Here is a 19,454-nt window from a genome sequence, read left to right on the forward strand (position 1 = left end):
TCATGCTGCACTTCATCGAAACCCTGGTCGTCGGGCTCATCGTCGGCCTCCTCGCCCGCGCGCTCAAGCCCGGCGACGACAAGATGGGCATCCTGATGACGATCGTACTCGGCATCGTCGGCTCGCTGTTCGCCGGCTACGTCGGCCGCGCCGCCGGCTGGTACGCGCCGGGCCAGGGCGCGGGCTGGATCGCGTCGATCGTCGGCGCGATCGTGCTGCTCGTGATCGTCGGCGCGGTACGCAAGCGCATGAACTGAACGGCGCGCCTTCGGCTCCAACGCAAAACGGCCGCTCGGAAACGAGCGGCCGTTTTGCTTTCCGGGCGGCGCAAGGCCGTTGCCTACACAACGGTCACGACGACCGTTCGTCCTCCAATCTTATGTCACCCGGTATTACCCTGACTTGCGGTTGCGCAGATTCCAGCTAGATTGGTTTTAGCAATAGGCAATCGTTTGCTTATTGCCATTATTTCGATTTTTTCATTCAAGAGGCCCGATCGTTTTGCCGTTTACGCATACAGCATCGCAGCGTTGACGGACTGCCACCCGAGCGGCCCCGCTGCGACGCGCTTCCTCTCTGGAGCCTGTCATGAAGCATCGCCATATCGCCGCCTCGTTCGCCCTGGCTGCCTCGCTTCTGGCCACTTCCTCGTCCTTTGCCGCCGGCGCGTCCGGCATCATCCACTTCTCCGGCATGATCGTCGAGCCGCCCTGCTCGTTCGCGCTCGATACCGCTGACCTCGCCCGCGGGCACGTGCTGCCTGACTGCCCGCGCCCCGCAAGCGGCCAGATCGCGTTCGTCGACGCGGCGAGCCAGCAGGCCATCAAGACCACGACCTTTACTCAGGCCTCGCGCGCAATCGTTTTACCGAACCGTCCAGGCAACAATCAGGCGCCGATGATCGCCGTCGTGACCTACCAGTAAAGCCGTCCGCCGGCGCGGCATCCAACGGGTGCCGCGCGCCGGTTCGCGCTTCGCCGGTCAATCGCGATGGCGCGCGATCCAGTCGCTGAACGCGCGGATCTTCTGCTGGTTGCCGATGTTCTCGGGATAGACGAAGAAATAGCGCGCGCCCGTTTCGAGCACGATGTCGAACGGCCGTTCGAGCCGGCGTGCGCTGACGTCGTCGTCGACGAGCGTCACGTCGCCGATCGCGACGCCAAAGCCCTGCATCGCCGCGTTCGTCGCGAGATCGAGCGTGTCGAACGTCGGCCCGCGCGCGGGATCGACGCTGCGCTCGCCCGCGTGATCGAGCCACGCGCGCCAGTCGCGATGGTCGCGGGTCGGATGCAGCAACGTATGACGCGCAAGATCGCCGACCGCGTCGAGCGGCGACGTCTGCCGCAATTCGGGCGCGCAGACGGGCGTCAGCCGCTCGTCGAACAGCGGCAGCGCAAACACGCCGGGGCCCGGCGACGTGCCGTAGACGATCGCCGCGTCGAACGGCTCGGTCGAGAAATCGACGACGTGCTGCCACGCCGTCGTGATCTGCACATGAAGATCGGGATGCTCGCCCTGGAAGCGCATGATGCGCGGCAGCATCCAGCGCATTACGCAGGTTGGCACCTTCAGCGCGAGATCGGTGCGCTGCCGCGTGAGCTTCATCGAAATATCGTCGATCCGCGCGAAGCTCTCGTTGACGACCGGCAGCAACTGCTCGCCCTCCGCCGTCAGCGTGAGGCCCTTCGCATGCCGCTTGAACAACGGAAAACCGTAATGCGCCTCGAGCGTCTGGATCTGCCGGCTCACCGCGCCCTGCGTGATGCACAGCTGCTCGGCCGCGCGCGTGAAGCTGCGGTGGCGAGCCACCGTCGAGAAGATCTGCAGCGCGTGCAGGGGCGGAAGTCGGCGCATGAACGAGGCAAACGGAAAAGCGGCGGGAAGGACCGCGCGCCGACCCCGGCGCGCGCTGTCCGACACGATAAGCCAAACGCCGGTTTTGCGCGAGACGCGGGACGCTCAGGCCGTCGCGGTGAGCGCGCCCGCCATGATGCGCGCCGCCGACGCGACGACGTCCGCGCGGGTCGCGGCGGCGGCCTGCGGCTGCGTGAACGACACGGCCATCACGATCGGCGCACGCGACGGCGGCCACAGCACCGCGACGTCGGTCGTCGTGCCGTATCCGCCGGTACCGGCCTTGTCCGCGACGCGCCAGCCGGGCGGCACGCCCGCCGCAATGCCGGTCGCGCCGCGCGCGCCGCCGACCATCCATTCGGTCAGTTGCGTGCGCTGCGGCTCGTGCAGCGTGGTGCCGAGCAACAACCGCTGCAGCGTGTCGACCATCTCGACCGGTGTCGACGTGTCGCGTTCGTCGCCGGGCGCCGCGTGGTTCAGTTCGGGTTCCCAGTGATCGAGGCGGAACGACGAGTCGCCGCTCGCGCGCGCGAACGACGTGACGGCCTGCGGGCCGCCGAGCACGCCCATCAGCAGGTTGCCGGCGCCCTTGTCGCCCGACTGCAGCATCGCCACGCAAAGCTGCTCGATCGTCATGCCCGTGTCGACGTGGCTTTCCGTAATCGGCGAGCCCGACACGACTTCATAGCGGCGATACAGGATGCGGCGCGGCAGCAGCGACGCGTCGAGCGAGCCGCGCGCGAGCATCGCGGCGACCGCGACGACCGCGTACGTGCCGCACAGCGGGAAGCGCTCGCGCGCATGGTGGGCGATGCGCACGCCGTTCGACGTATCGAGCGCGGCGACGCCGAGCCGGCCGTTCGAGGCCTTCTCGAGCGCGGTCAATTCGGCCTGGGCGGCATGGGCGCGCCCCTGATCGGCGACCGGCGCGGAGCTGCACGCGGCGACGAACGGCGCGGCAACGGCGGCAAGCAACAGCGAGCGGCGTGTCGGAGAGTGTTCCATGAATGTGGTGTGTTCTATCGGAAACGGTGGCACGAAGCAACGCGGGCACGCGTCGAAGACGCGCGCCCGTTCACGCCGACGGCCGGCCCGCGGCGGCATCCGCCGTACATCCCCGAAAGACGACCGTCGGCCCCGCGAAGCGCGGGACGCGCATGAACAGGCCCTAGCGTAGCAGCGACCGCCGCCACGTTCCAGCGCAACGGCCCTGCTTCACCCTTGCGACGAAGGCAGGTACGGCATCGGATTGACCGGCTTGCCGTCGCGCCGCACTTCGAACAGCAGCGCGACACGCGAGTTGTCGAGGTCGCCCATCTCGGCAATCTCGTCGCCCTGGCGCACGATGTCGCCCGTCTTCACGAGCAGCTTGCGGTTGTGCGCATAGGCAGTCAGGAAATCCGCGTTGTGCTGGACGATGATCAGGCTGCCGTAATCATTCAGGCCGGTGCCTGCGTACATCACGCGGCCGTCGGCCGCGGCGCGGACCGGGTCGCCGGGCCGGCCGGCAATCTGGATGCCGCGGTTCTGCCCCGGCCGGAACCCGTCGACGATCCTGCCGCTCGCGGGCCACCTGAGCGCGACACCGCCCGCATGCCGCTTCGTTTCCTTGACGACCTGACGGTCGCTCGCCGTCGCTGCGGCGGTCTGCGTCGTTGCAGGGTTGCTCCCTGTGCCGTTGCTCGCGGCCGACGATGCGGCCACCTGCGTGCCGGCGGTGCCCGGCGGCGGCAACGGCTGCTGCTTGACGATGCGCAGCACCTGCCCCATCCGCAGCTTGCCGTTCGCACCCAGCTTGTTCCAGGTGCGCAGGTCGGCGATGCTGCAATCGTTCGCGGACGCGATGCCCGTCAACGTGTCGCCGCGCTTCACGACGTACTTCTGCGCGACCAGAATCGGCGCCGGTGGCGGGCTGGCGGCCGACGGCGCAGCGACGGGCGCGCTCGACGGCGACGACTGTCCCGCCTGCGTGTCGCTCGGCGGGACGGACTGCGTGCTTGCACAACCGGCCATGACGAGCACGGCGGCCAGGCCCGGCAGCCACGCCGCGTGACGATGAATCTCGCGCGTTTTCATGGACGATCCGACTCCGGTTTGACAATCTTTCAAGCATCTCAAAAACGGAACGGCCGACGTGTAACCGGATGCAAACAATGATGACAAACAATCACGAACCGGATGCCGGCCGGCATTCGCTACCGGTAATACGGCCCGATCCAGAAAAACTTGATGGTCTTTTTGCGGAAAAGCGGAAGAATTTTCGTTTCGAGAATCTATGACAGATTTGTTTCAATAGACGCGAAGCGGCAGCAGCCGTTCGCCGCGACGTTCAACGCAACCACGCGGCGAGTTCGGAACAGGCCCACGCGATGCCGATGCACAGGAACAGCACGTGCATCGCGATCTTGAACGACACGCCCCACGACGGATCGATCTGCATGACAGGCTCCCCGGTTGATGTGCGGTCATGATCCGCCATCGATCGCGCCCCGAAAATGCGGAACCGGCGAATCCGGCCTCAGGCTGCGCCTGAGACCGCGGCTGCGATTCCCTGCTAACTTATCGGCCATTCCAACATGATCGTCCCACCCATCATGCGTTTTGACCTGACCGACCTGCGGCTCTTCCTGAACATCTGCGACGCCGGCACGATCACGAGCGGCGCCGAGCGGACCCACATCACGCTGCAGGCCGCGAGCGAGCGCATCCGCGGCATGGAGGACGAGCTCGGCGTGCCGCTGCTGCACCGGACCAAGTCGGGCGCGCAGGCAACCGACGCCGGCCGCGCGCTCGAACACCACGCGCGCACCGTGCTGCAGCAGATCGACCACATGCGCGGCGAACTGCAGCAATACGGCCAGGGGCTGCGCGGGCATATCCGGCTGCTGTGCAACACGGCGTCGCTGAGCGAATATCTGCCCGACGCACTGGCCGACTACCTGCCGCATCATCCGAAGCTGTCGATCAGCGTCGAGGAGCGCTCGAGCCAGGAGATCGTGCATGCGATCCGCAACAAGACGGCCGACGTCGGCATCGTCGCCGATTCGGTCGGGCTCGGCGGGCTCGAACAGAAACCGTTCCGCGAGGACTGGCTGATCGTCGTCGTGCCGGCCACCCATTCGCTCGCGGCACAAGACAACGTCGCGTTCGACGCGATCGCCGATGCCGACTTCATCGGCCTCACCGACGGCAGCGCACTGCAGGTGCATCTCGCCGACCAGGCGCGCGCGCTCGGCAAGCGGATCCGCTATCGCGTGCAGTTGAAGAGCTTCGATGCGATCTGCCGCATGATCGCCAGCGGCGTGGGCATCGGCATCGTGTCGCGCCACGCGGCCGAGCGCGCGATGCAGACGATGGACGTACGGCTCGTCGAGCTGTCCGATTCGTGGAGCCATCGTCGGCTGAAACTGTGCGCACGGTCGTTCGACGCGTTGCCGAAGTACACGCGGGAGTTCGTCGCGTTCCTGTCCGGCGAGACCACGTCGCAGTGACGCGCGCCGTTCGTGGTTGATGCCGCGATGCACGCCCCGATTCACTTCGATCCTTATGGATAACGTTTTCTCGTAAAATCCGGCGAGCGAGCATCACCGGATAGCCGTTCTGCTCGCCGCTTCCGCATCGACACTCCACGCTGCACCGCCTCTCAACTGGAAGAAATCCCGGTACCAGGTGCGACGCTCTGATCCCGCCGGCCACTCCCGCCTTCCCACTATCCGGGTTTTTCCCGGCGCTTCCGGCGTGAAAGTTCATTGACATCATGCCGATCGCTGCCTAAATTTGGAAAACGTTTTCCAATGCATCCGCGCGACGCCGGTCATGGCCCGTGCAGGGAGAACGCTTGCCCGCTCGAGTAGTGATTCAGGCCGTCCGTCTTCAGGGATCAGGGTTGCAAGACGGGGCAAGGTACGGGCATCGAGCGCGGCAACGGCCACCGCCGCCCGTCCTTCATCACTATCCAAAACTGGAGACACAATGCATCCGCGCAGCAGATTCGCGCTCGGCGCCGCGCTCAGCGCCCTTTCCGTCCTGTTCGTCAGCGCGTGCGGCGGCAACGACGTGACCGACACGCCGTCATCATCTTCGCCGCCCCCGTCCACGACACCGTCGCTCGCGTCCAACTCGCTGCAGGCGCTCGTCTACGGCGCGCCCGACACCAGCGTGCCCGCCGGCACGAACATTCCGGTCACGATGATGGGCCAGATGCGCGCGCTGTTCGACCTGATCAGGAAATCGCCCGACTTCACGCAGGTCGTGATGGATCTCGGCGACGGCACGCCGGTCCACGTGCTCGACACGAACACCGGCGACAAATTCCTGCCGGGCAAGCTCGCGCTCGGCCTGTCGTACATCCTGATCGACATGAAGTCGAAGAACGATCCGCAATACGCGAGCTACCTCGCGACCTACCAGACGATCACGACCGCGATGATGGCGCAGTCGGGCAGCAACTACACGTATGCGAATACGTCGTGGGGCGAGTACTACTACCTCGTCGCGCTGAACAACCTGAAGGCGCACGGGATGCTCAACGAAGTCTTCAGCGACGCGATGCTCGCGACGCTGCAGCAGCGGCTCACCTTCTGCGACATGTTCGGCCCCGATGCGAGCGGCAAGACCGATACGTGCCCCGCGGCCGGTACGCCAATCGACATCGCGTCGCTCAACACCGCGCAGAACTACTATGCGGTGTCCTACGGAATCGCCGGGCTGCGCCAGAAGCTCGGCTGGAGCAGCCCGTCGTTTGCGTCGAAGACCGATCCGTCGGTCGCGACGATGGGCGCGCGCGACGCGCTGCTGTACACGCTCACGAACCATATCCGCAACGACTCGTCGGGCGGGTTCTCGGACGAAGCGTCGAACACCCACACGACCTACTACGACCAGGCACGCTTCGACCGCTACAGCACGCTGCTGATCGGTGAAGTGACCGAGCGCACGTTCGAGATGGGCAACGAAGCGAACCTCACGCCCGAACTGAAGGGCTACCTGCGCAAGTCGGTCGACCTGATCCTGCCGCAGTTGAACGCGAACGGCCAGGGCTTCAACTACGGCCGCTCGATCGGCCCGTACGGCGATTCGGCGTTCATGGAAGTGCTGACGGCCGCGGCCAACGCCGGCGTGCTGACCGACCAGGAGAAGCAGGTTGCGTATGCGTTCATCTACCAGGCCGCGCGTCGGTTCGACACATACTGGTACGACCCGTCACTGCCGACGCCGTCGGTGAACATGTGGGTCAAGGGCCGCGGCACGGACGCGTATCGCGGCAAGCCGCGTGTGATGGGCGAGAACTTCAGCCTGCTGCACCAGTACCTGTACGTGAACGCGTGGTGGAACAAGCTCGGCTTCGGCGGCCAGGCGCCGATGGCCGATGCGGATTACAACGCGTGGCTCGATGCGCTGCCGCGCTACACGCTCACCTGGTACAACCAGCCCGGCGACACCACGCATCCGTACAGTGCGGCGCTCGTCACCGTGCGCGACGGCCGGCGCGTGATCAACCTGAACCTCAGCCAGGCGCCCGACTACAACTCGTACACGCCGTACTATCCGGTGCCGTTCTCCGACAAGCTGATTTACGGCACGACCGATCTCGGCTACGCGCTGCTGGTGCCGCAGGTGTCGTACAACGGGAAGACCTACATGCCCGTCACGTACTACAAGAACCTGAACGTCCAGCAAAGCAACGGGCAGGTGATCGTGTCGTTCGATACCGCGAAGTTCCGGCTCGCGTCGAAGAACGCGGCGTACACGACGGATCTCGACCTGCAGGTGCATACGGTGCTGACGTTCGCGCACGGCTCGGTCGCACGCAGCGATACGCTGAGTACCGGCACGCTCACCGGCAACCTGTCGGTCGAGACGGACTTCACGTCGTTCGCGGATTTCGCATCGACGCAGGCCAACGGCGACGGCGTGTCGGTCACGTATGCGAACAGCGCCGCGACCGGCTATGCGGCGTCCGGGTTCGACACCTGCGCGCTGTCCGCCTTCGACACGGCGAACGGCACGACGAATCCGCTGTCGACGACGCCGATCGGCCAGCTGCATTCGAACTTCGCGTGCACGACGAAGCCGTTTGCACTCGGCGCGGGCGCGACCCGCACGTTCGGGTGGACGCTGAAGTACGCCGACCCGGCCTGAGCGGTGTGACCCACGTTCCGTGCATGCTCTCGAAGCCGGTTGCTGTCGAACCGGCTTCGGGATCGTCACGACCGGCGGGCATCACGCTCGTCGGCGATGCCCGCTCACCACAGCCACCCCGACGCCGCCATATACCCACCCAGCGCGATCAGCCCGACGAAGAAGCAGCGCTTGAACGCCTTCTCGCTCATCACGCGCCGCGCATATTGCCCGCCGGCCATCCCTGCCAGCGCCGGCACGAGCGCGAGCGCCGACACGCCGAGATCGACCGTCTCCAACGCGCCCGTCACGCGCAATTGCAGGCCGAGCACGATCGTCGATGCGGTGAACGACAGCCCGAGCGCCTGGATCAGGTCGTCCTTCGACAGCCGCAGCGCCTGCAGGTACGGCACGGCCGGCACGACGAATACGCCGGTCGCGGCCGTCACGACACCCGTCAGGTAGCCGACCACGGCCGACAGCCATTTTTCGTGGCGGCCCGGCGCCGGCAGCCGCGCGGCGGCCAGCCCCCACAGCCCGTAGAGGATCAGCACGACGCCGAGTGCCGCATGCGTCCACGTGGTGCCGGCCGCGAGCGCGGGCAGCCCGCCCGTCAGCGTGCCGATCGTCAGGCCGGCGAGCAGCGGCCACAGCCGGCGCAACAGCGGTCCGAACGACGGGCCGAGCCACAACTGCCACACATTGGTGATGAACGACGGCACGAGCAGCAGGCTCGCCGCGGCCGACGGCGGCATCGCGAGCGTCAGCAGCCCCATCGCGATCGTCGGCAGGCCGAGCCCGATCATTCCCTTGACCGCGCCGGCCAGCAGGAAAACCACCGCGATGATCGTCAGCGTATGAATGTGCATGAAAGGCATTCCGTCCGGTTGAGTACGGCGCCGATGGTGAACCCCGATCGCGCCGCCCGCCATCTGGCTTTGCCTGAGGCTGGCTAGGGCTTGCCGGACGGAGCGCCGGCGCGATGGTGCCGATGGGCTGTCGCACTGCGGGCCGGCGGGAAACGCGCCGCCGGCGTCAAGGCAGGCGGTGCCGGCCATGCGCCGCCATCCGGGTTACCGAACCCCGCCCCGGCCCCCGTATTCGAGCCGAATACGGGGCCTGTTCCGCAACCCATGCCGACTCGGGCCGATCAGTCCCCGTGAGATGTCCTCCGCCCCTGCTCGCTGTCGAGGTGCGCCATCTGTGCTGCCGGATAACGCTCACCGGCAGCCGCCCCGGCGGGAACCGCCGCTTGGATGCGAGCGATATCATCGACCGTTAGTTGCATCTCGGCAGCATGAAACGCGTCCTGAAGCTGCGTGCGCTTGCGCGCGCCGATCAGCGGCACGATATCGCCGCCGCGCGACAGCACCCACGCGATCGCGACCTGCGCCGGATTGCTGCCCTTCTCGTCGGCGATGGCGCGCAGCGCGTCGACGAGCGCGAGGTTGTGCGCGAGGTTCTCGCCCTGGAAGCGCGGGCTCGCGGCGCGGAAATCGCGCTCACCTTCCCGCGCCGGGCTCCAGCGTCCGCCGAGCAGCCCGCGCGACAGCACGCCGTAGGCCGTCACGCCGATCCCGAGTTCGCGGCACGCGGGCAGGATTCCGGCCTCGATGCCGCGCGACAGCAGCGAATATTCGATCTGCAGGTCGGCGATCGGCGCGACGGCCGCCGCGCGGCGGATCGTGTCGACGCCGGCTTCCGACAGGCCGATATGGCGCACGTACCCGGCCTTCACGAGATCGGCGATCGCGCCGATCGTCTCCTCGATCGGCACCGCCGGATCGACGCGCGCCGGCCGGTAGATGTCGATGTAGTCGGTGCCGAGCCGTTTCAGCGAGTACGTGACGAAGTTGCGGATCGCCACCGGCCGCGCGTCGTAGCCGGCAAACCCGCCGGCCGGATCGCGCAGCGCGCCGAATTTCACGCTGATCAGCACCTGGTCGCGTGCCCGGCCGCGCAGCGCATCGCGGATCAGCATCTCGTTGTCGCCCATGCCGTAGAAATCGCCGGTGTCGAGCATCGTGATGCCGTGGTCGAGAGCCGCGTGCAGGGTCGCGATGCTTTCGTCGCGGTCGGCCGGCCCGTAAAAATCCGACATGCCCATGCAGCCGAGCGCGATCGTCGATACCTGCGGGCCCGTACGGCCCAGTTGACGCATATCCATGTCCGTTTCCTCGAATGATCAATGAACAGGCCGGATTCTGGACGCATCGCGACGCGCGATAAACGCGAAACACTCAACCAAACCATTCGACGCTGATTAACAATGGAGCCTGCTCCCTTCCACCCACGCACTCGCCCCGCATGGATCATCTGCAAGCAATGCGCATCTTCGCGCGCGTCGCCCATCTCGGCAGCTTCACGAAAGCGGCCGAGCAGCTGCAACTGCCGCGCCCGACGGTCAGCAATGCCGTCCAGTATCTGGAAAAACACCTGAAGACCCGCCTGCTGCAGCGCACGACGCGGCGCGTCGCGCTGACGGCCGAGGGCGCGACCTATTACGAACGCTGCATGCGGTTGCTGGCCGATCTCGACGATGCGGAAACGCTGTTCGAGGACGCCGGCACGACGCCGCGCGGCGCGATCCGCGTCGACCTGCCCGAGCGCTTCGCGCTGAACCAGGTGATTCCGGCGCTACCGGGTTTCCACGCGCGCTACCCTGACCTGCGCGTCGTGATCGGCACGACCGACCGCTTCGTCGATCTCGTCGCCGACGGCATCGACTGCGCGGTGCGGGTCGGCACGATGTCCGACACATCGCTCGTCGCGCGGCGCATCGGCGAACTGGCGCAGATCAACTGCGCGGCGCCCGCGTATCTCGCGCGGCACGGCACGCCGCGCTCGCCGGACGAGCTGCCGGACCACGTCGCGGTCGGCTATTTCTCGAGCCGCACGGGCCGCGAGCTGGACTGGGAATATGCGGACATGGATTCGGGCGAGCTGCACGCGGTCAAGATGCGCAGCGTCGTGTCGGTCAACAGCTCGCAGGCGTATCTCGCGTGCTGTCTTGCGGGCCTCGGGCTGATCCAGGCACCGCGCGACGGGCTCGGGCCGCTGCTTGCCGACGGCTCGCTGGTCGAGGTGCTGCCGGAATGGAATGCGGAGCCGCTGCCCGTGTCGGTCGTGTTTCCGACCGGCCGGCATCTCGCGCCGCGTGTGCGGATCTTCGTCGACTGGCTCGCGGAAACGCTCGGCGCCACGCCCCGGGCGGACTGAGCGCAGCCAGCGCCGGAGCACGCAGCCCCGGCGCCGCCCGATCAGAATTTGTGGCGGATCGCGGCGCGCACCGCGAACTGGTTCGACGACGCCGACGGGCCGTCCGTCCCGACGACATAGCCGCCGTCGGCCGCCGTGCCGGTCCTGTCGCCGGCAACCTTCTGCCATGCGCCCTGCAGGTAGACGTCGGTGCGCTTCGACAGGCTGTAGTCGGCCATCAGGCCAACCGTGTGGTATTTCGGCTTGAACGACCCGGCCGCGCCATCGAACTTGCCGTCCGTGTACACGTACTGCGCGCCGAGATAGAAATCGGGCGTGAGCTGGTACTTGCCGTTGATCTCGAAGTTCTGGAACTTCGTCGCGGTCAGCCCGAGGCCGGCGAACGTCGCCGCCGGCAGGTAGACGGTCGACACCGGGTTCTTCACGTCCGTCTTCGTGTAGACGAAGCCGACCGTGGCCGGGCCGAACGTGTAGTTGACGCCGCCGCCGAAGATCCGCAGGCGGTCGGCGACGAAGTTCGCGTCATCCGCCGAGATCGCGCCCGCGCTGCCGACGCCCGGGTTGTTCGCCTGCAGGTACGCAGCCGCGACCTGCAGCCCGGCGAGCGAATACTGCGCGCCGAGGCTGTATTGACGGTTGTTCGAGAAGCCGGTGCTGTTGCTGAAGCTGTACGTGCCGCCGAACGTCAGGCCGTTCCAGTCGGCGCTTGCATACTTGACCGTGTTGTTGACGCGGAACGAGTTGTCCGTGTTGTCGTTGTCGAACGGGTGCGAGAACAGCGTGCCGCCCCAGTTGCCGTTGGCCGTGAGCGGCGCGAGATAGTCGACGACCGAGTCGTACTGACGGCCGAAGGTCAGCGTGCCGAAGCGCGACTCGCTCAGCCCGACGAACGCCTGGCGGCCGAACATGCGGCCGCCCTGGCCGAGCCGGCCGTTGTTCACGTCGAAACCGTTTTCCAGCGTGAAGATCGCCTTCAGCCCGCCGCCGAGGTCCTCGCTGCCCCTCAGGCCCCAGCGGCTGCCCTGTGCATAGCCGCTCGCGAGCTGGTAATTCGTTTTTCCGACCCCATTGACGTTCACGTTGTTCGTGTAATTGAAGCCTTCGTCGATCACACCGTACAGCGTCACGCTGTTCTGGGCGAAGACCGGCGCGGCGAAAGCGGCCAGCGCGGCGGTAAAAATGACGTGCTTCTTCATGACGGATCTCCGGAGCCGGTGGCCGGGCATGGTCAAGCGCCCGGCGGATGTTTGGTCTGTTATAGGTGTGGCCCGCAGGGCGGACGACGCGGTGTGCGGCCGCGTGAGGTCAAAATGGTGTCACGTCGCAAACCGTCCGTCCATCGGGGTATATGAACCCTGCGCAAACCGTTGCGCTCGTCCAACTGCCCCGTTGCGCAGACGGCCTGACCCGGCTTATCGGCAGCGGCAGGACGGCCGACCATCCGCGTAAACCCGGTGTACACCGCATCGGTGGCACAATGCGCATCCGTTCGTCATTTCTTCACGAAGTCATGCTTCACCCCGATTCATGCGCGGCGCGTGCCGGCCGCGCACGCGCCCCGCGCCGGGAGGCGGTCCGATGACCGCACCGGCCCGGGCCGGCCGCTACGCCGAGCTCGATTTCTTCCGCGGCCTCGTGCTGCTCGTCATCGTCGTCGACCACATCGGCGGCAGCATCCTGTCGCGCGTGACGCTGCATGCGTACGCGCTGTGCGACGCGGCCGAGGTGTTCGTGTTCCTCGGCGGCTTCGCCACCGCGATCGCGTACAACTCGCTGGCCGAGCGCCACGACGAGGCCGCCGCGCGCCAGCGCTTCATCCGGCGCGCGTTCGAGATCTACCGCGCGTTCCTCGTGACGGCCGGCCTGATGCTGCTGATCACGGCCGCGCTGAACGCGTTCGCGATCGACGGCCCGAACATGCCGACCAACGACCTCGACGGCCTGCTCCAGAAGCCGCTCGCCGCGTTACGCGACATCCTGCTGTTCCGCCGCCAGCCGTATCTCGCGTCGGTGCTGCCGATGTACGCGTTCTTCGCGCTGCTCGTCCCGCTCACGCTGCCGCTCGCGCGCACGCAGCCGTGGCTGCTGCTCGCGTTCAGCGGGTCGCTCTGGTACGCGGCGCCGCACGTCGCGCGCTTTTTGCCGACCGTCGAAGGCGCGCCGTGGGACTTCAATCCGTTCGCGTGGCAGTTCCTGTTCGTGCTCGGTGTGATCGCGCGTTGCCAGCCCGTCTATCAGACGCTCGCGCCGAAGCCGCAGGGCTGGCTGCTGACGGCCGCCGCGCTCGCGATCGTCGCGGCCGGCGCGTACTACCGGCTGCGCATCGAACCGTTCCCGACCGATCCGTCGATCAAGCAGAACCTCGGCGCGCTGCGGCTCGCGAACTTCCTCGCGATTGCGTGGCTCGCGGCCAAGCTCGTCCACCTCGGCTGGATGAAGAAGGTCGCGCACGCGATGCCGTGGATCGGCACGATCGGCCGGCAGGGGCTGCTGTGCTTCGTCGCGGGCACCGGCATCTCGCTCGCGGTCGACTCGTTGCTTTACCAGGCGACCGAAGGCTATCTCGACGTGAAGCTCGGCCTGCTTGCCGATGTGGTCGCGATGGGCCTGCTGTATCTCGTCGCCAAACTCTACGGGCCGCTCGTCGCGCGGCTGCCGTTCCGTTCGCGGCGATGACGCGCCGCGCCGTCATGCGCCGCTGCTACGATAGCCGGCGCCTCTCCTGAAACGATTCGTCATGCGCCGACTCGCCCTTCCGTTCGCCCTCGCCCTGATCGCCGGCTCCATCGCCACCGCCCGCGCCACGCCGGCCGCGCCGCCGGTATCACCCGTACCGCCGCCACCGGCCGTCCAGACCGCGACGACCCCGTCGGCCGCCCTGGAGCCCGCAGTCAACCCGGGCAGCAGCGTCGTGCTGCGCACGTTCCGGTCGGCGTCGCTGAAGCGCGACTGGTCGTACACGGTCTACCTACCGCCCGGCTACAACCCGGAAGGCGCGCGCTACCCGGTGATGTACCTGCTGCACGGCAACGCCGGCAACGCGAACGACTGGATCACGCAGGGCCGGCTGCAGGCCACCGCCGACACGCTGATCGAACGCCGCGAGATTCCGCCCGTCGTGATCGTGATGCCGCAGGGCGGCACCGACTGGTACGTCGACCGCAAGGAGAAGATGCAGAGCGCGTTCCTCAACGACCTGCTGCCCGAAGTCGAAGCGCACTTCGCGGTGTCGAACCAGCGCGCGGGCCGCGCGATCGGCGGCGTGTCGATGGGCGGCTTCGGCGCGCTGCGCTTCTCGCTGCTCGAACCCGGGCTGTTCTGCGGCGCGATGCTGTTGAGCCCCGCGATCTACGCGAACGAGCCGCCGCTCAATTCCGCCGCGCGCTACGTCGGCGTGTTCGGCGACCGGCAGTTCGATCCGCGCGTGTGGCACGAGCTCAACTACCCGGCGCTGATGCGCGGCTATTTCGCGCGCACCTGGCGGATCCCGATGTTCATCGCGGCCGGCGACGACGACCTGACCATCCAGGCGGAATCGAGCGTGCTGTACACGCACCTGCGCCGCGCGCAGAACCCGGCCGAACTGCGCATCGTCGACGGCGGGCATACGTGGGACGTATGGCGCGGGCTGCTCGGGCAGGGATTGAAGTACGCGCTGGAGTGCGTGAAGTGACGGCGGCGTAAGCGCAGCCCCACGCCGCCGGCCGCGTCAGACTTCCGTACCGATCGTCTTCGCCATCCGCAGCGCCAGCGCGTACCCGGTCAGCGTCGGATTGACCACCGACGAACTCGGATGCACGGCCGTGCTCGCGATGAACAGGTTCGGGTGATCGTGCGTCCGGCAATCGCGGTCGACGACCGAATCCGCCGGATCGTTGCCCATGATCGTCGTGCCCATGATGTGCGAACTCGGCACCCACGCGTGGACGTCGTTCACGACCTCGGTCGCACCGAACACCTGCTGGAAATCGCGGTAATCGTCGAGCACTTGCGACGCCGCGCGCAACGAATAATCGTAGACGTCGTAGTCGGTGCGTGGCGTCGGCAGCCCGAGCGCATCCTTGCGGTCGCTCAGGGTGACCCGGTTGCGCGGGTCGGGCAGGATCTCGACGTAGCTCGCGATCTTCAGATAGCGCGCCGCGTCGTGACGAATCCGCGCATCGAGCGCGTCGCCGACGATGCCTTGCGCGATCAGCCGCCGCGTGACGATCTCGTTGGGCACCGTGTTGTCGAGGAAATGCCGGATCGCGCCATGTTCGCGGCGAAACGCACCGTCGCGCCGCGTGTTGATACTGCCCTGCTGCGTCGGGCCGCGCCCGGCCCACAATGGCTCGCGGGCGAGCATCGCGATCGCGCGGCCGGTGTGCCCCATCATGTTGCGGCCGACCTGGCCGGACGCGTTCGCGACGTCCGACATCAGCAGCAGCTTCGGAATCTCGACGCCATGTGCCGCGAGCACGAAGGTGCGTGCGGTCAGGCGCGTGCTTTTGCCGTCGGGCGTCATGTAATGAATCGCCGCGATCTTGCGGTTCTCGCCGCGCTCGATCTTGTAGACGACCGCATTGGTCAATAGTCGCGCACCCTGCGCGACGGCGCGCAGGACCGGGCGATCGCCGGAGAATTGCGCGCCGATCGGGCAGATCGGCGCGCAGTTGTTGTTGCCCGCGCAGGTCGGCCGGCCATCGTAAGGCCGCGTCGCGCGCGCGTTGGGTTCGTCGACGAACCGATGGCCGATCGTCGCGACCTTGTCCGCGACCTGCTGCGTCAGGTACGACCACGGTTGCTGCCGCATCGGGTACGGCTTCGAGCGCGGCGGGAACGGCGCACCGCCCTGGCCGCTCTGGTCGTCGGTGTCCGAGCCCGATACGCCGATCTGTTCTTCCGCGAGCTGATACCACGGTTCGAGCTCGTCATAGCCGATCGGCCAGTCGCGCCCGTGCCCGTACAGGCTGTGCAGGCGGAAGTCGTTCGGCAGCATGCGCCAGGTCGCGCCGCCCCAGTGCCACGTCGTCCCGCCGACGAGCCGCAGGAACGATGGCTTCTGCAGCACGGGGCCGACGCTGTCGATGTACCGGTCGGAATAGCGCCCGGTGGACGACTTCGGTGCCCACGGCAGATCCGGATACGGGCCGTTGTAGTCGGACTTGTTGCCGTAATTGCGAAACGCGCTGACGAGCTCGGCCCGCTTCACGTCCGGCCCCGCCTCGATCACGATGACGGACTTGCGCTGCTGCGTCAGCGACTGCGCGACGGCGCCGCCCAGGATGCCCGCGCCGATGACGATGACGTCCGCGTCGTAAGTATTGCTCATGGTTTCGATCCTCGTTCGGAAGGCGGTCAACCGGCGTCGACGGCCGGGCGCTCGGTCCAGTATTCGGGGCGCGCACGGATATAGGTTGGAATGACCGTGACGTCCACGGTCGGCTCGAACATCAGCGCGGTTTCGTAGCCGACCATCCGCGCCTGCCCGCCGTGCCCGACGCTGCCGGTGTAGAAGGCTTCGATGACGGCCAGCGCCGTGGTGTGCAATTCAGGCGTCGCGATGCCGAGCGTCTTCACGAAGGCCTCGAGCGGCTGCGTGCCCGTGTCGATCGCGACGACGAGCGCGCGCAGCCGTGCGGGAAACTCGCGGTCCTGCGCGACAAGGCCGTCGTAGACGGACTGCACATAGCGCGCCGGGAGCGCCTTGCGGCAAGTCAGGTACGCGGCCACGCCGGCAAAGTCCCGCGCCGGCAAGGCTTCCGGCGCCACGGCCGCACGCGCCATCAACATACCGGCCGGCAACGCCGCGGCGAGCGCCGCGCCGGCCGACAGCTTCATGAGACGGCGGCGCTGCACGTCCAGGTCGCCGGCTCCATCGAAATCGTTCATCGCGGACATCTCCTTCAGTGTGCGGGTGCCGTGCAGATCTTCGCGACATCCGCCGCGCTCACGCGGGCCCGGCCGCTGCCGAACCGGTCGCTCAGGTAGTTCACGAGCACCACCACTTCGTCATCCTTGAGTTCGGTCTGAAAGGCCGGCATGAAATAGTGCGTGGCGCCGTTGTTCACGCTCGCGCCGTGCATCACGACCTGCAGCAGGTTCGACGCGGTCGCGGTGCCGACCGCGCTGTTGGCGAACAGCGACGGAAAGAAGCCGTCCGCCGTGCCGGCGCCCGTCATACCGTGGCAGCTCGCGCAGTGGTCGAGATAAAGCGACGCGCCGGCCGGTGCCTGACCGCCGACGGCGGCTGCGGCACGCACCGCGACGTAGTCGTCGGTCTTGCGCCCCTGCGTGGAACGCGGCGCGGTGTCAGCGCCCCCGGCGGCCGGCACCGTCGACAGGTAGGTGGCGATCGCGTTCAGGTCGCGATCGCTCATGCGGCTGAAGCTATGTTCGACGGCTTCCGCCATCGGGCCCGCTGCCTGTGCCTTGCCGGGCACGTTGCCGGTGCGCAGGTACTGGACGATCTGCGCGGTCGTCCACGTACCGATGCCCGCGTCGCGGTCGTGCGTGATGTTGAACGCCTGCCAGCCCGCGAGCGGCGCGCCGGCGAGATAGCCGGTGCCGGTTTCGTCGTAGGCCAGTTCCTGCATCCCGATGCCGCGCGGCGTATGGCAGGTGCCGCAGTGCGCGGCGCCCTGGACCAGATAGGCGCCGCGATTCCACTCGGCATCTCGCCCGGGTTTCGGCACATACGCGCCTTCGCGCAGATAGAGCGCGTTCCAGATTTTCAGCGGCCAGCGCATGGTCAGCGGCCACGGAAAATCCGGTTGGCGGTTCGCCTGATGGACCGGTGCGACGCCGTGCATGAAATACGCGTACAGGCTCGCGATGTCGTCGTCGCTGAACTTCGTATACGACGGGTACGGCATCGCCGGATACAGGTTGCCGCCGTCGCGCCGCACGCCCTTGCGCAGCACGTTCGCGAATTCCTGCTCCGAATAGTTGCCGATCCCGGTTTGCTTGTCCGGAGTGATGTTGGTCGAGTAGATATTGCCCATCGGCAACGGCATGGCGAGGCCGCCCGCGAACGGCTGGCCGCCACCCGCGGTATGGCACGCGACACAGTCCGCCGCGACGGCCAACGCCTTGCCCGCCGCAACGCGATCCGCCGCCTGCCCGGCTGCCGACGCGGGGGCCGCCGCGATGAGAGAAAGCACGACAAGCGCGGAATAGCCGGGCAAACGCATGGAATCGTCCCTGGAGGAATCCGGTGAAAAAGGTGATTTCGGGAGTGTTCTGTCATGCCACCCCTATTTTTTGAAGAGGTGGTGTGCGCATGACGTGGCCGGACTATATCACCTTCTGTATCGATACACTAAATCGATACAGAATCGCCGTTCAGGAAACAATCGGTGAATGGCTTGCCCGCGTCAGCGGGCATTCCGATACGGCTCGAAGACACGGCGCGACCGGTCGCGCCGGCCGACCTCGCCGCCCTGCGGGCACGCCGGGTAGTCGGCCGCCCGAGCGCGACGGCCATGCGACGGCTCGCCGCTCAAAGCCACGTGCCGCCCTGCCGTTCGCTCGGCGCCCCGGCCAACGCATCGAAATCGTGAATCCAGTCCAGGTGATGCAGCACGCTGTCGCGCTCGGCCAGACGCGCATTGCGCGCCTGCGCGGCCGGCCCGTCGGGCAGGTGCAGCACGTCGGCCACGGAGATCGACGCGTACTGCACCTTGCGCGTGCGGCCGCGACGCAACCGCTCGTACGCTTCCTGCGCTTCGCGCCAGTTGCCCGGACCGGCCTGCGCCAGTTGCGTGGCCAGCACCACCGCATCTTCGATCGACTGATTCGCGCCCTGCCCGTGGTGCGGCACCAGCGCATGCGCGGCGTCGCCGATCAGCGTCACGCGCCCGCGGCTCCAGCGGCCGAGCGGCGGCCGATGGAACAGCCCCCAGCGCTGGCTGATCGGCGCGGCGGTGATCATCTGCACCACCGCCGGATGCCAGTCCCTGAACGCGCGCAGTTGCTCGCCCTCTTCCGACGGCATCACCCAGTCGCGCGACGGCCACGGTGACGGATGACGCTCGACCAGCAGGAAATTCTGGTCGCCGTTGTCGCCGATCGGATAGTGCAGCAGGTGCCCGTGCGGCCCGATCCAGTACTGAAGCGTTTCGGGATCGGGCAGCAGGCTCAGCCGCGCGGCCGGCACCACGCCGCGAAACCCCGAACAGCCCGAATACAGCACATCGTCGTAGCCTAGTGTAGCGTTCGATTCTTGATTGAACGTAAATGAATCGCCTGCCTCCAACGTCTACTTTGGTTTGCATTGGAGC

At 67.2% G+C, this 19,454-nt stretch carries 16 protein-coding genes and 1 pseudogene; 7 read left to right on the plus strand and 10 right to left on the minus strand.

Annotated elements, in window-relative coordinates:
- Positions 1 to 2: 2 nt before the first annotated feature.
- Together BDO18943_RS37565 and BDO18943_RS37570 are read left to right on the plus strand one after the other, a co-directional pair.
- Positions 3 to 257 (plus strand): GlsB/YeaQ/YmgE family stress response membrane protein, encoded by a 255-nt coding sequence (locus BDO18943_RS37565; RefSeq protein WP_175026169.1) that lies wholly within the window; start codon positions 3 to 5, stop codon positions 255 to 257.
- A gap of 331 nt (positions 258 to 588) precedes the next feature.
- Positions 589 to 924, plus strand: a complete 336-nt coding sequence (locus tag BDO18943_RS37570) for a type 1 fimbrial protein (protein WP_175026170.1) — start codon at positions 589 to 591, stop codon at positions 922 to 924.
- Positions 925 to 981: 57 nt separating this feature from the next.
- Here the strand turns inward: BDO18943_RS37570 and BDO18943_RS37575 are convergent, their stop codons facing one another.
- The 3 genes from BDO18943_RS37575 to BDO18943_RS37585 form a co-directional block, all read right to left on the minus strand.
- Entirely contained in the window at positions 982 to 1,854 is an 873-nt protein-coding gene (locus BDO18943_RS37575; protein ID WP_043183883.1) for a LysR substrate-binding domain-containing protein, read from the minus strand.
- Between the two features lie 105 nt (positions 1,855 to 1,959).
- The gene (bla, locus tag BDO18943_RS37580) at positions 1,960 to 2,859 is read right to left on the minus strand and encodes a class A beta-lactamase (RefSeq protein WP_175026171.1); all 900 of its coding nucleotides are present in this window, start codon (positions 2,857 to 2,859) and stop codon (positions 1,960 to 1,962) included.
- A gap of 210 nt (positions 2,860 to 3,069) precedes the next feature.
- Positions 3,070 to 3,930 carry a peptidoglycan DD-metalloendopeptidase family protein gene (locus tag BDO18943_RS37585; protein WP_175026172.1) on the minus strand — a complete coding sequence of 287 codons (861 nt, stop codon included), beginning with the start codon at positions 3,928 to 3,930 and terminating at the stop codon, positions 3,070 to 3,072.
- A 518-nt stretch (positions 3,931 to 4,448) separates the two neighbouring features.
- Between BDO18943_RS37585 and BDO18943_RS37590 the strand changes: the two genes are divergently transcribed.
- Together BDO18943_RS37590 and BDO18943_RS37595 are read left to right on the plus strand one after the other, a co-directional pair.
- Positions 4,449 to 5,345 carry a LysR substrate-binding domain-containing protein gene (locus BDO18943_RS37590; protein WP_175026182.1) on the plus strand — a complete coding sequence of 299 codons (897 nt, stop codon included), beginning with the start codon at positions 4,449 to 4,451 and terminating at the stop codon, positions 5,343 to 5,345.
- A gap of 481 nt (positions 5,346 to 5,826) precedes the next feature.
- Positions 5,827 to 7,995, plus strand: coding sequence for a hypothetical protein (locus tag BDO18943_RS37595; protein WP_175026173.1), 2,169 nt, complete (start codon positions 5,827 to 5,829; stop codon positions 7,993 to 7,995).
- Positions 7,996 to 8,099: 104 nt separating this feature from the next.
- Here the strand turns inward: BDO18943_RS37595 and BDO18943_RS37600 are convergent, their stop codons facing one another.
- Complete coding sequence (locus BDO18943_RS37600; protein ID WP_175026174.1) at positions 8,100 to 8,843, minus strand: sulfite exporter TauE/SafE family protein; 744 nt, start codon at positions 8,841 to 8,843, stop codon at positions 8,100 to 8,102.
- 281 nt (positions 8,844 to 9,124) lie between these two features.
- On the minus strand, positions 9,125 to 10,141 hold the full coding sequence (locus tag BDO18943_RS37605) for an aldo/keto reductase (RefSeq protein ID WP_175026175.1): 1,017 nt from the start codon (positions 10,139 to 10,141) through the stop codon (positions 9,125 to 9,127).
- A 140-nt stretch (positions 10,142 to 10,281) separates the two neighbouring features.
- Between BDO18943_RS37605 and BDO18943_RS37610 the strand changes: the two genes are divergently transcribed.
- Entirely contained in the window at positions 10,282 to 11,193 is a 912-nt protein-coding gene (locus BDO18943_RS37610) for a LysR family transcriptional regulator (protein WP_175026176.1), read from the plus strand.
- Between the two features lie 41 nt (positions 11,194 to 11,234).
- On the opposite strand, the gene BDO18943_RS37615 is transcribed toward BDO18943_RS37610, so the two are convergent.
- Entirely contained in the window at positions 11,235 to 12,389 is a 1,155-nt protein-coding gene (locus tag BDO18943_RS37615; protein ID WP_175026177.1) for a porin, read from the minus strand.
- A gap of 382 nt (positions 12,390 to 12,771) precedes the next feature.
- On the opposite strand from BDO18943_RS37615, the gene BDO18943_RS37620 reads away from it, so the two are divergent.
- Together BDO18943_RS37620 and BDO18943_RS37625 are read left to right on the plus strand one after the other, a co-directional pair.
- Complete coding sequence (locus BDO18943_RS37620) at positions 12,772 to 13,869, plus strand: OpgC domain-containing protein (protein ID WP_043183960.1); 1,098 nt, start codon at positions 12,772 to 12,774, stop codon at positions 13,867 to 13,869.
- A gap of 61 nt (positions 13,870 to 13,930) precedes the next feature.
- Positions 13,931 to 14,866, plus strand: coding sequence for an alpha/beta hydrolase (locus BDO18943_RS37625; RefSeq protein WP_175026178.1), 936 nt, complete (start codon positions 13,931 to 13,933; stop codon positions 14,864 to 14,866).
- 36 nt (positions 14,867 to 14,902) lie between these two features.
- Here BDO18943_RS37625 and BDO18943_RS37630 read toward each other — a convergent pair whose 3' ends face one another.
- From BDO18943_RS37630 to BDO18943_RS43095, 4 genes and pseudogenes are all read right to left on the minus strand, one after another.
- Positions 14,903 to 16,504, minus strand: coding sequence for a GMC family oxidoreductase (locus BDO18943_RS37630; RefSeq protein WP_175026179.1), 1,602 nt, complete (start codon positions 16,502 to 16,504; stop codon positions 14,903 to 14,905).
- Between the two features lie 26 nt (positions 16,505 to 16,530).
- Positions 16,531 to 17,064, minus strand: coding sequence for a sugar dehydrogenase complex small subunit (locus BDO18943_RS37635; protein ID WP_175026180.1), 534 nt, complete (start codon positions 17,062 to 17,064; stop codon positions 16,531 to 16,533).
- Positions 17,065 to 17,078: 14 nt separating this feature from the next.
- A complete protein-coding gene (locus BDO18943_RS37640; protein ID WP_175026181.1) occupies positions 17,079 to 18,365 on the minus strand; it encodes a cytochrome c in 1,287 nt (428 codons plus the stop codon).
- 308 nt (positions 18,366 to 18,673) lie between these two features.
- Positions 18,674 to 19,381, minus strand: a pseudogene (locus tag BDO18943_RS43095) (FAD-dependent monooxygenase); the annotation flags it as partial.
- Between the last annotated feature and the right edge of the window lie 73 nt (positions 19,382 to 19,454).

The organism is Burkholderia aenigmatica (genome assembly GCF_902499175.1).
Lineage (GTDB): Bacteria > Pseudomonadota > Gammaproteobacteria > Burkholderiales > Burkholderiaceae > Burkholderia > Burkholderia aenigmatica.

What these genes read in the sequence shown, in the direction of transcription:
- BDO18943_RS37565 (WP_175026169.1), top strand. Translation starts at nt 3, where the DNA reads ATGCTGCACTTCATCGAAACCCTGGTCGTCGGGCTCATCGTCGGCCTC.
- BDO18943_RS37570 (WP_175026170.1), top strand. Translation starts at nt 589, where the DNA reads ATGAAGCATCGCCATATCGCCGCCTCGTTCGCCCTGGCTGCCTCGCTT.
- BDO18943_RS37575 (WP_043183883.1), bottom strand. Translation starts at nt 1,854, where the DNA reads ATGCGCCGACTTCCGCCCCTGCACGCGCTGCAGATCTTCTCGACGGTG.
- bla (WP_175026171.1), bottom strand. Translation starts at nt 2,859, where the DNA reads ATGGAACACTCTCCGACACGCCGCTCGCTGTTGCTTGCCGCCGTTGCC.
- BDO18943_RS37585 (WP_175026172.1), bottom strand. Translation starts at nt 3,930, where the DNA reads ATGAAAACGCGCGAGATTCATCGTCACGCGGCGTGGCTGCCGGGCCTG.
- BDO18943_RS37590 (WP_175026182.1), top strand. Translation starts at nt 4,449, where the DNA reads ATGCGTTTTGACCTGACCGACCTGCGGCTCTTCCTGAACATCTGCGAC.
- BDO18943_RS37595 (WP_175026173.1), top strand. Translation starts at nt 5,827, where the DNA reads ATGCATCCGCGCAGCAGATTCGCGCTCGGCGCCGCGCTCAGCGCCCTT.
- BDO18943_RS37600 (WP_175026174.1), bottom strand. Translation starts at nt 8,843, where the DNA reads ATGCACATTCATACGCTGACGATCATCGCGGTGGTTTTCCTGCTGGCC.
- BDO18943_RS37605 (WP_175026175.1), bottom strand. Translation starts at nt 10,141, where the DNA reads ATGGATATGCGTCAACTGGGCCGTACGGGCCCGCAGGTATCGACGATC.
- BDO18943_RS37610 (WP_175026176.1), top strand. Translation starts at nt 10,282, where the DNA reads ATGGATCATCTGCAAGCAATGCGCATCTTCGCGCGCGTCGCCCATCTC.
- BDO18943_RS37615 (WP_175026177.1), bottom strand. Translation starts at nt 12,389, where the DNA reads ATGAAGAAGCACGTCATTTTTACCGCCGCGCTGGCCGCTTTCGCCGCG.
- BDO18943_RS37620 (WP_043183960.1), top strand. Translation starts at nt 12,772, where the DNA reads ATGACCGCACCGGCCCGGGCCGGCCGCTACGCCGAGCTCGATTTCTTC.
- BDO18943_RS37625 (WP_175026178.1), top strand. Translation starts at nt 13,931, where the DNA reads ATGCGCCGACTCGCCCTTCCGTTCGCCCTCGCCCTGATCGCCGGCTCC.
- BDO18943_RS37630 (WP_175026179.1), bottom strand. Translation starts at nt 16,504, where the DNA reads ATGAGCAATACTTACGACGCGGACGTCATCGTCATCGGCGCGGGCATC.
- BDO18943_RS37635 (WP_175026180.1), bottom strand. Translation starts at nt 17,064, where the DNA reads ATGAACGATTTCGATGGAGCCGGCGACCTGGACGTGCAGCGCCGCCGT.
- BDO18943_RS37640 (WP_175026181.1), bottom strand. Translation starts at nt 18,365, where the DNA reads ATGCGTTTGCCCGGCTATTCCGCGCTTGTCGTGCTTTCTCTCATCGCG.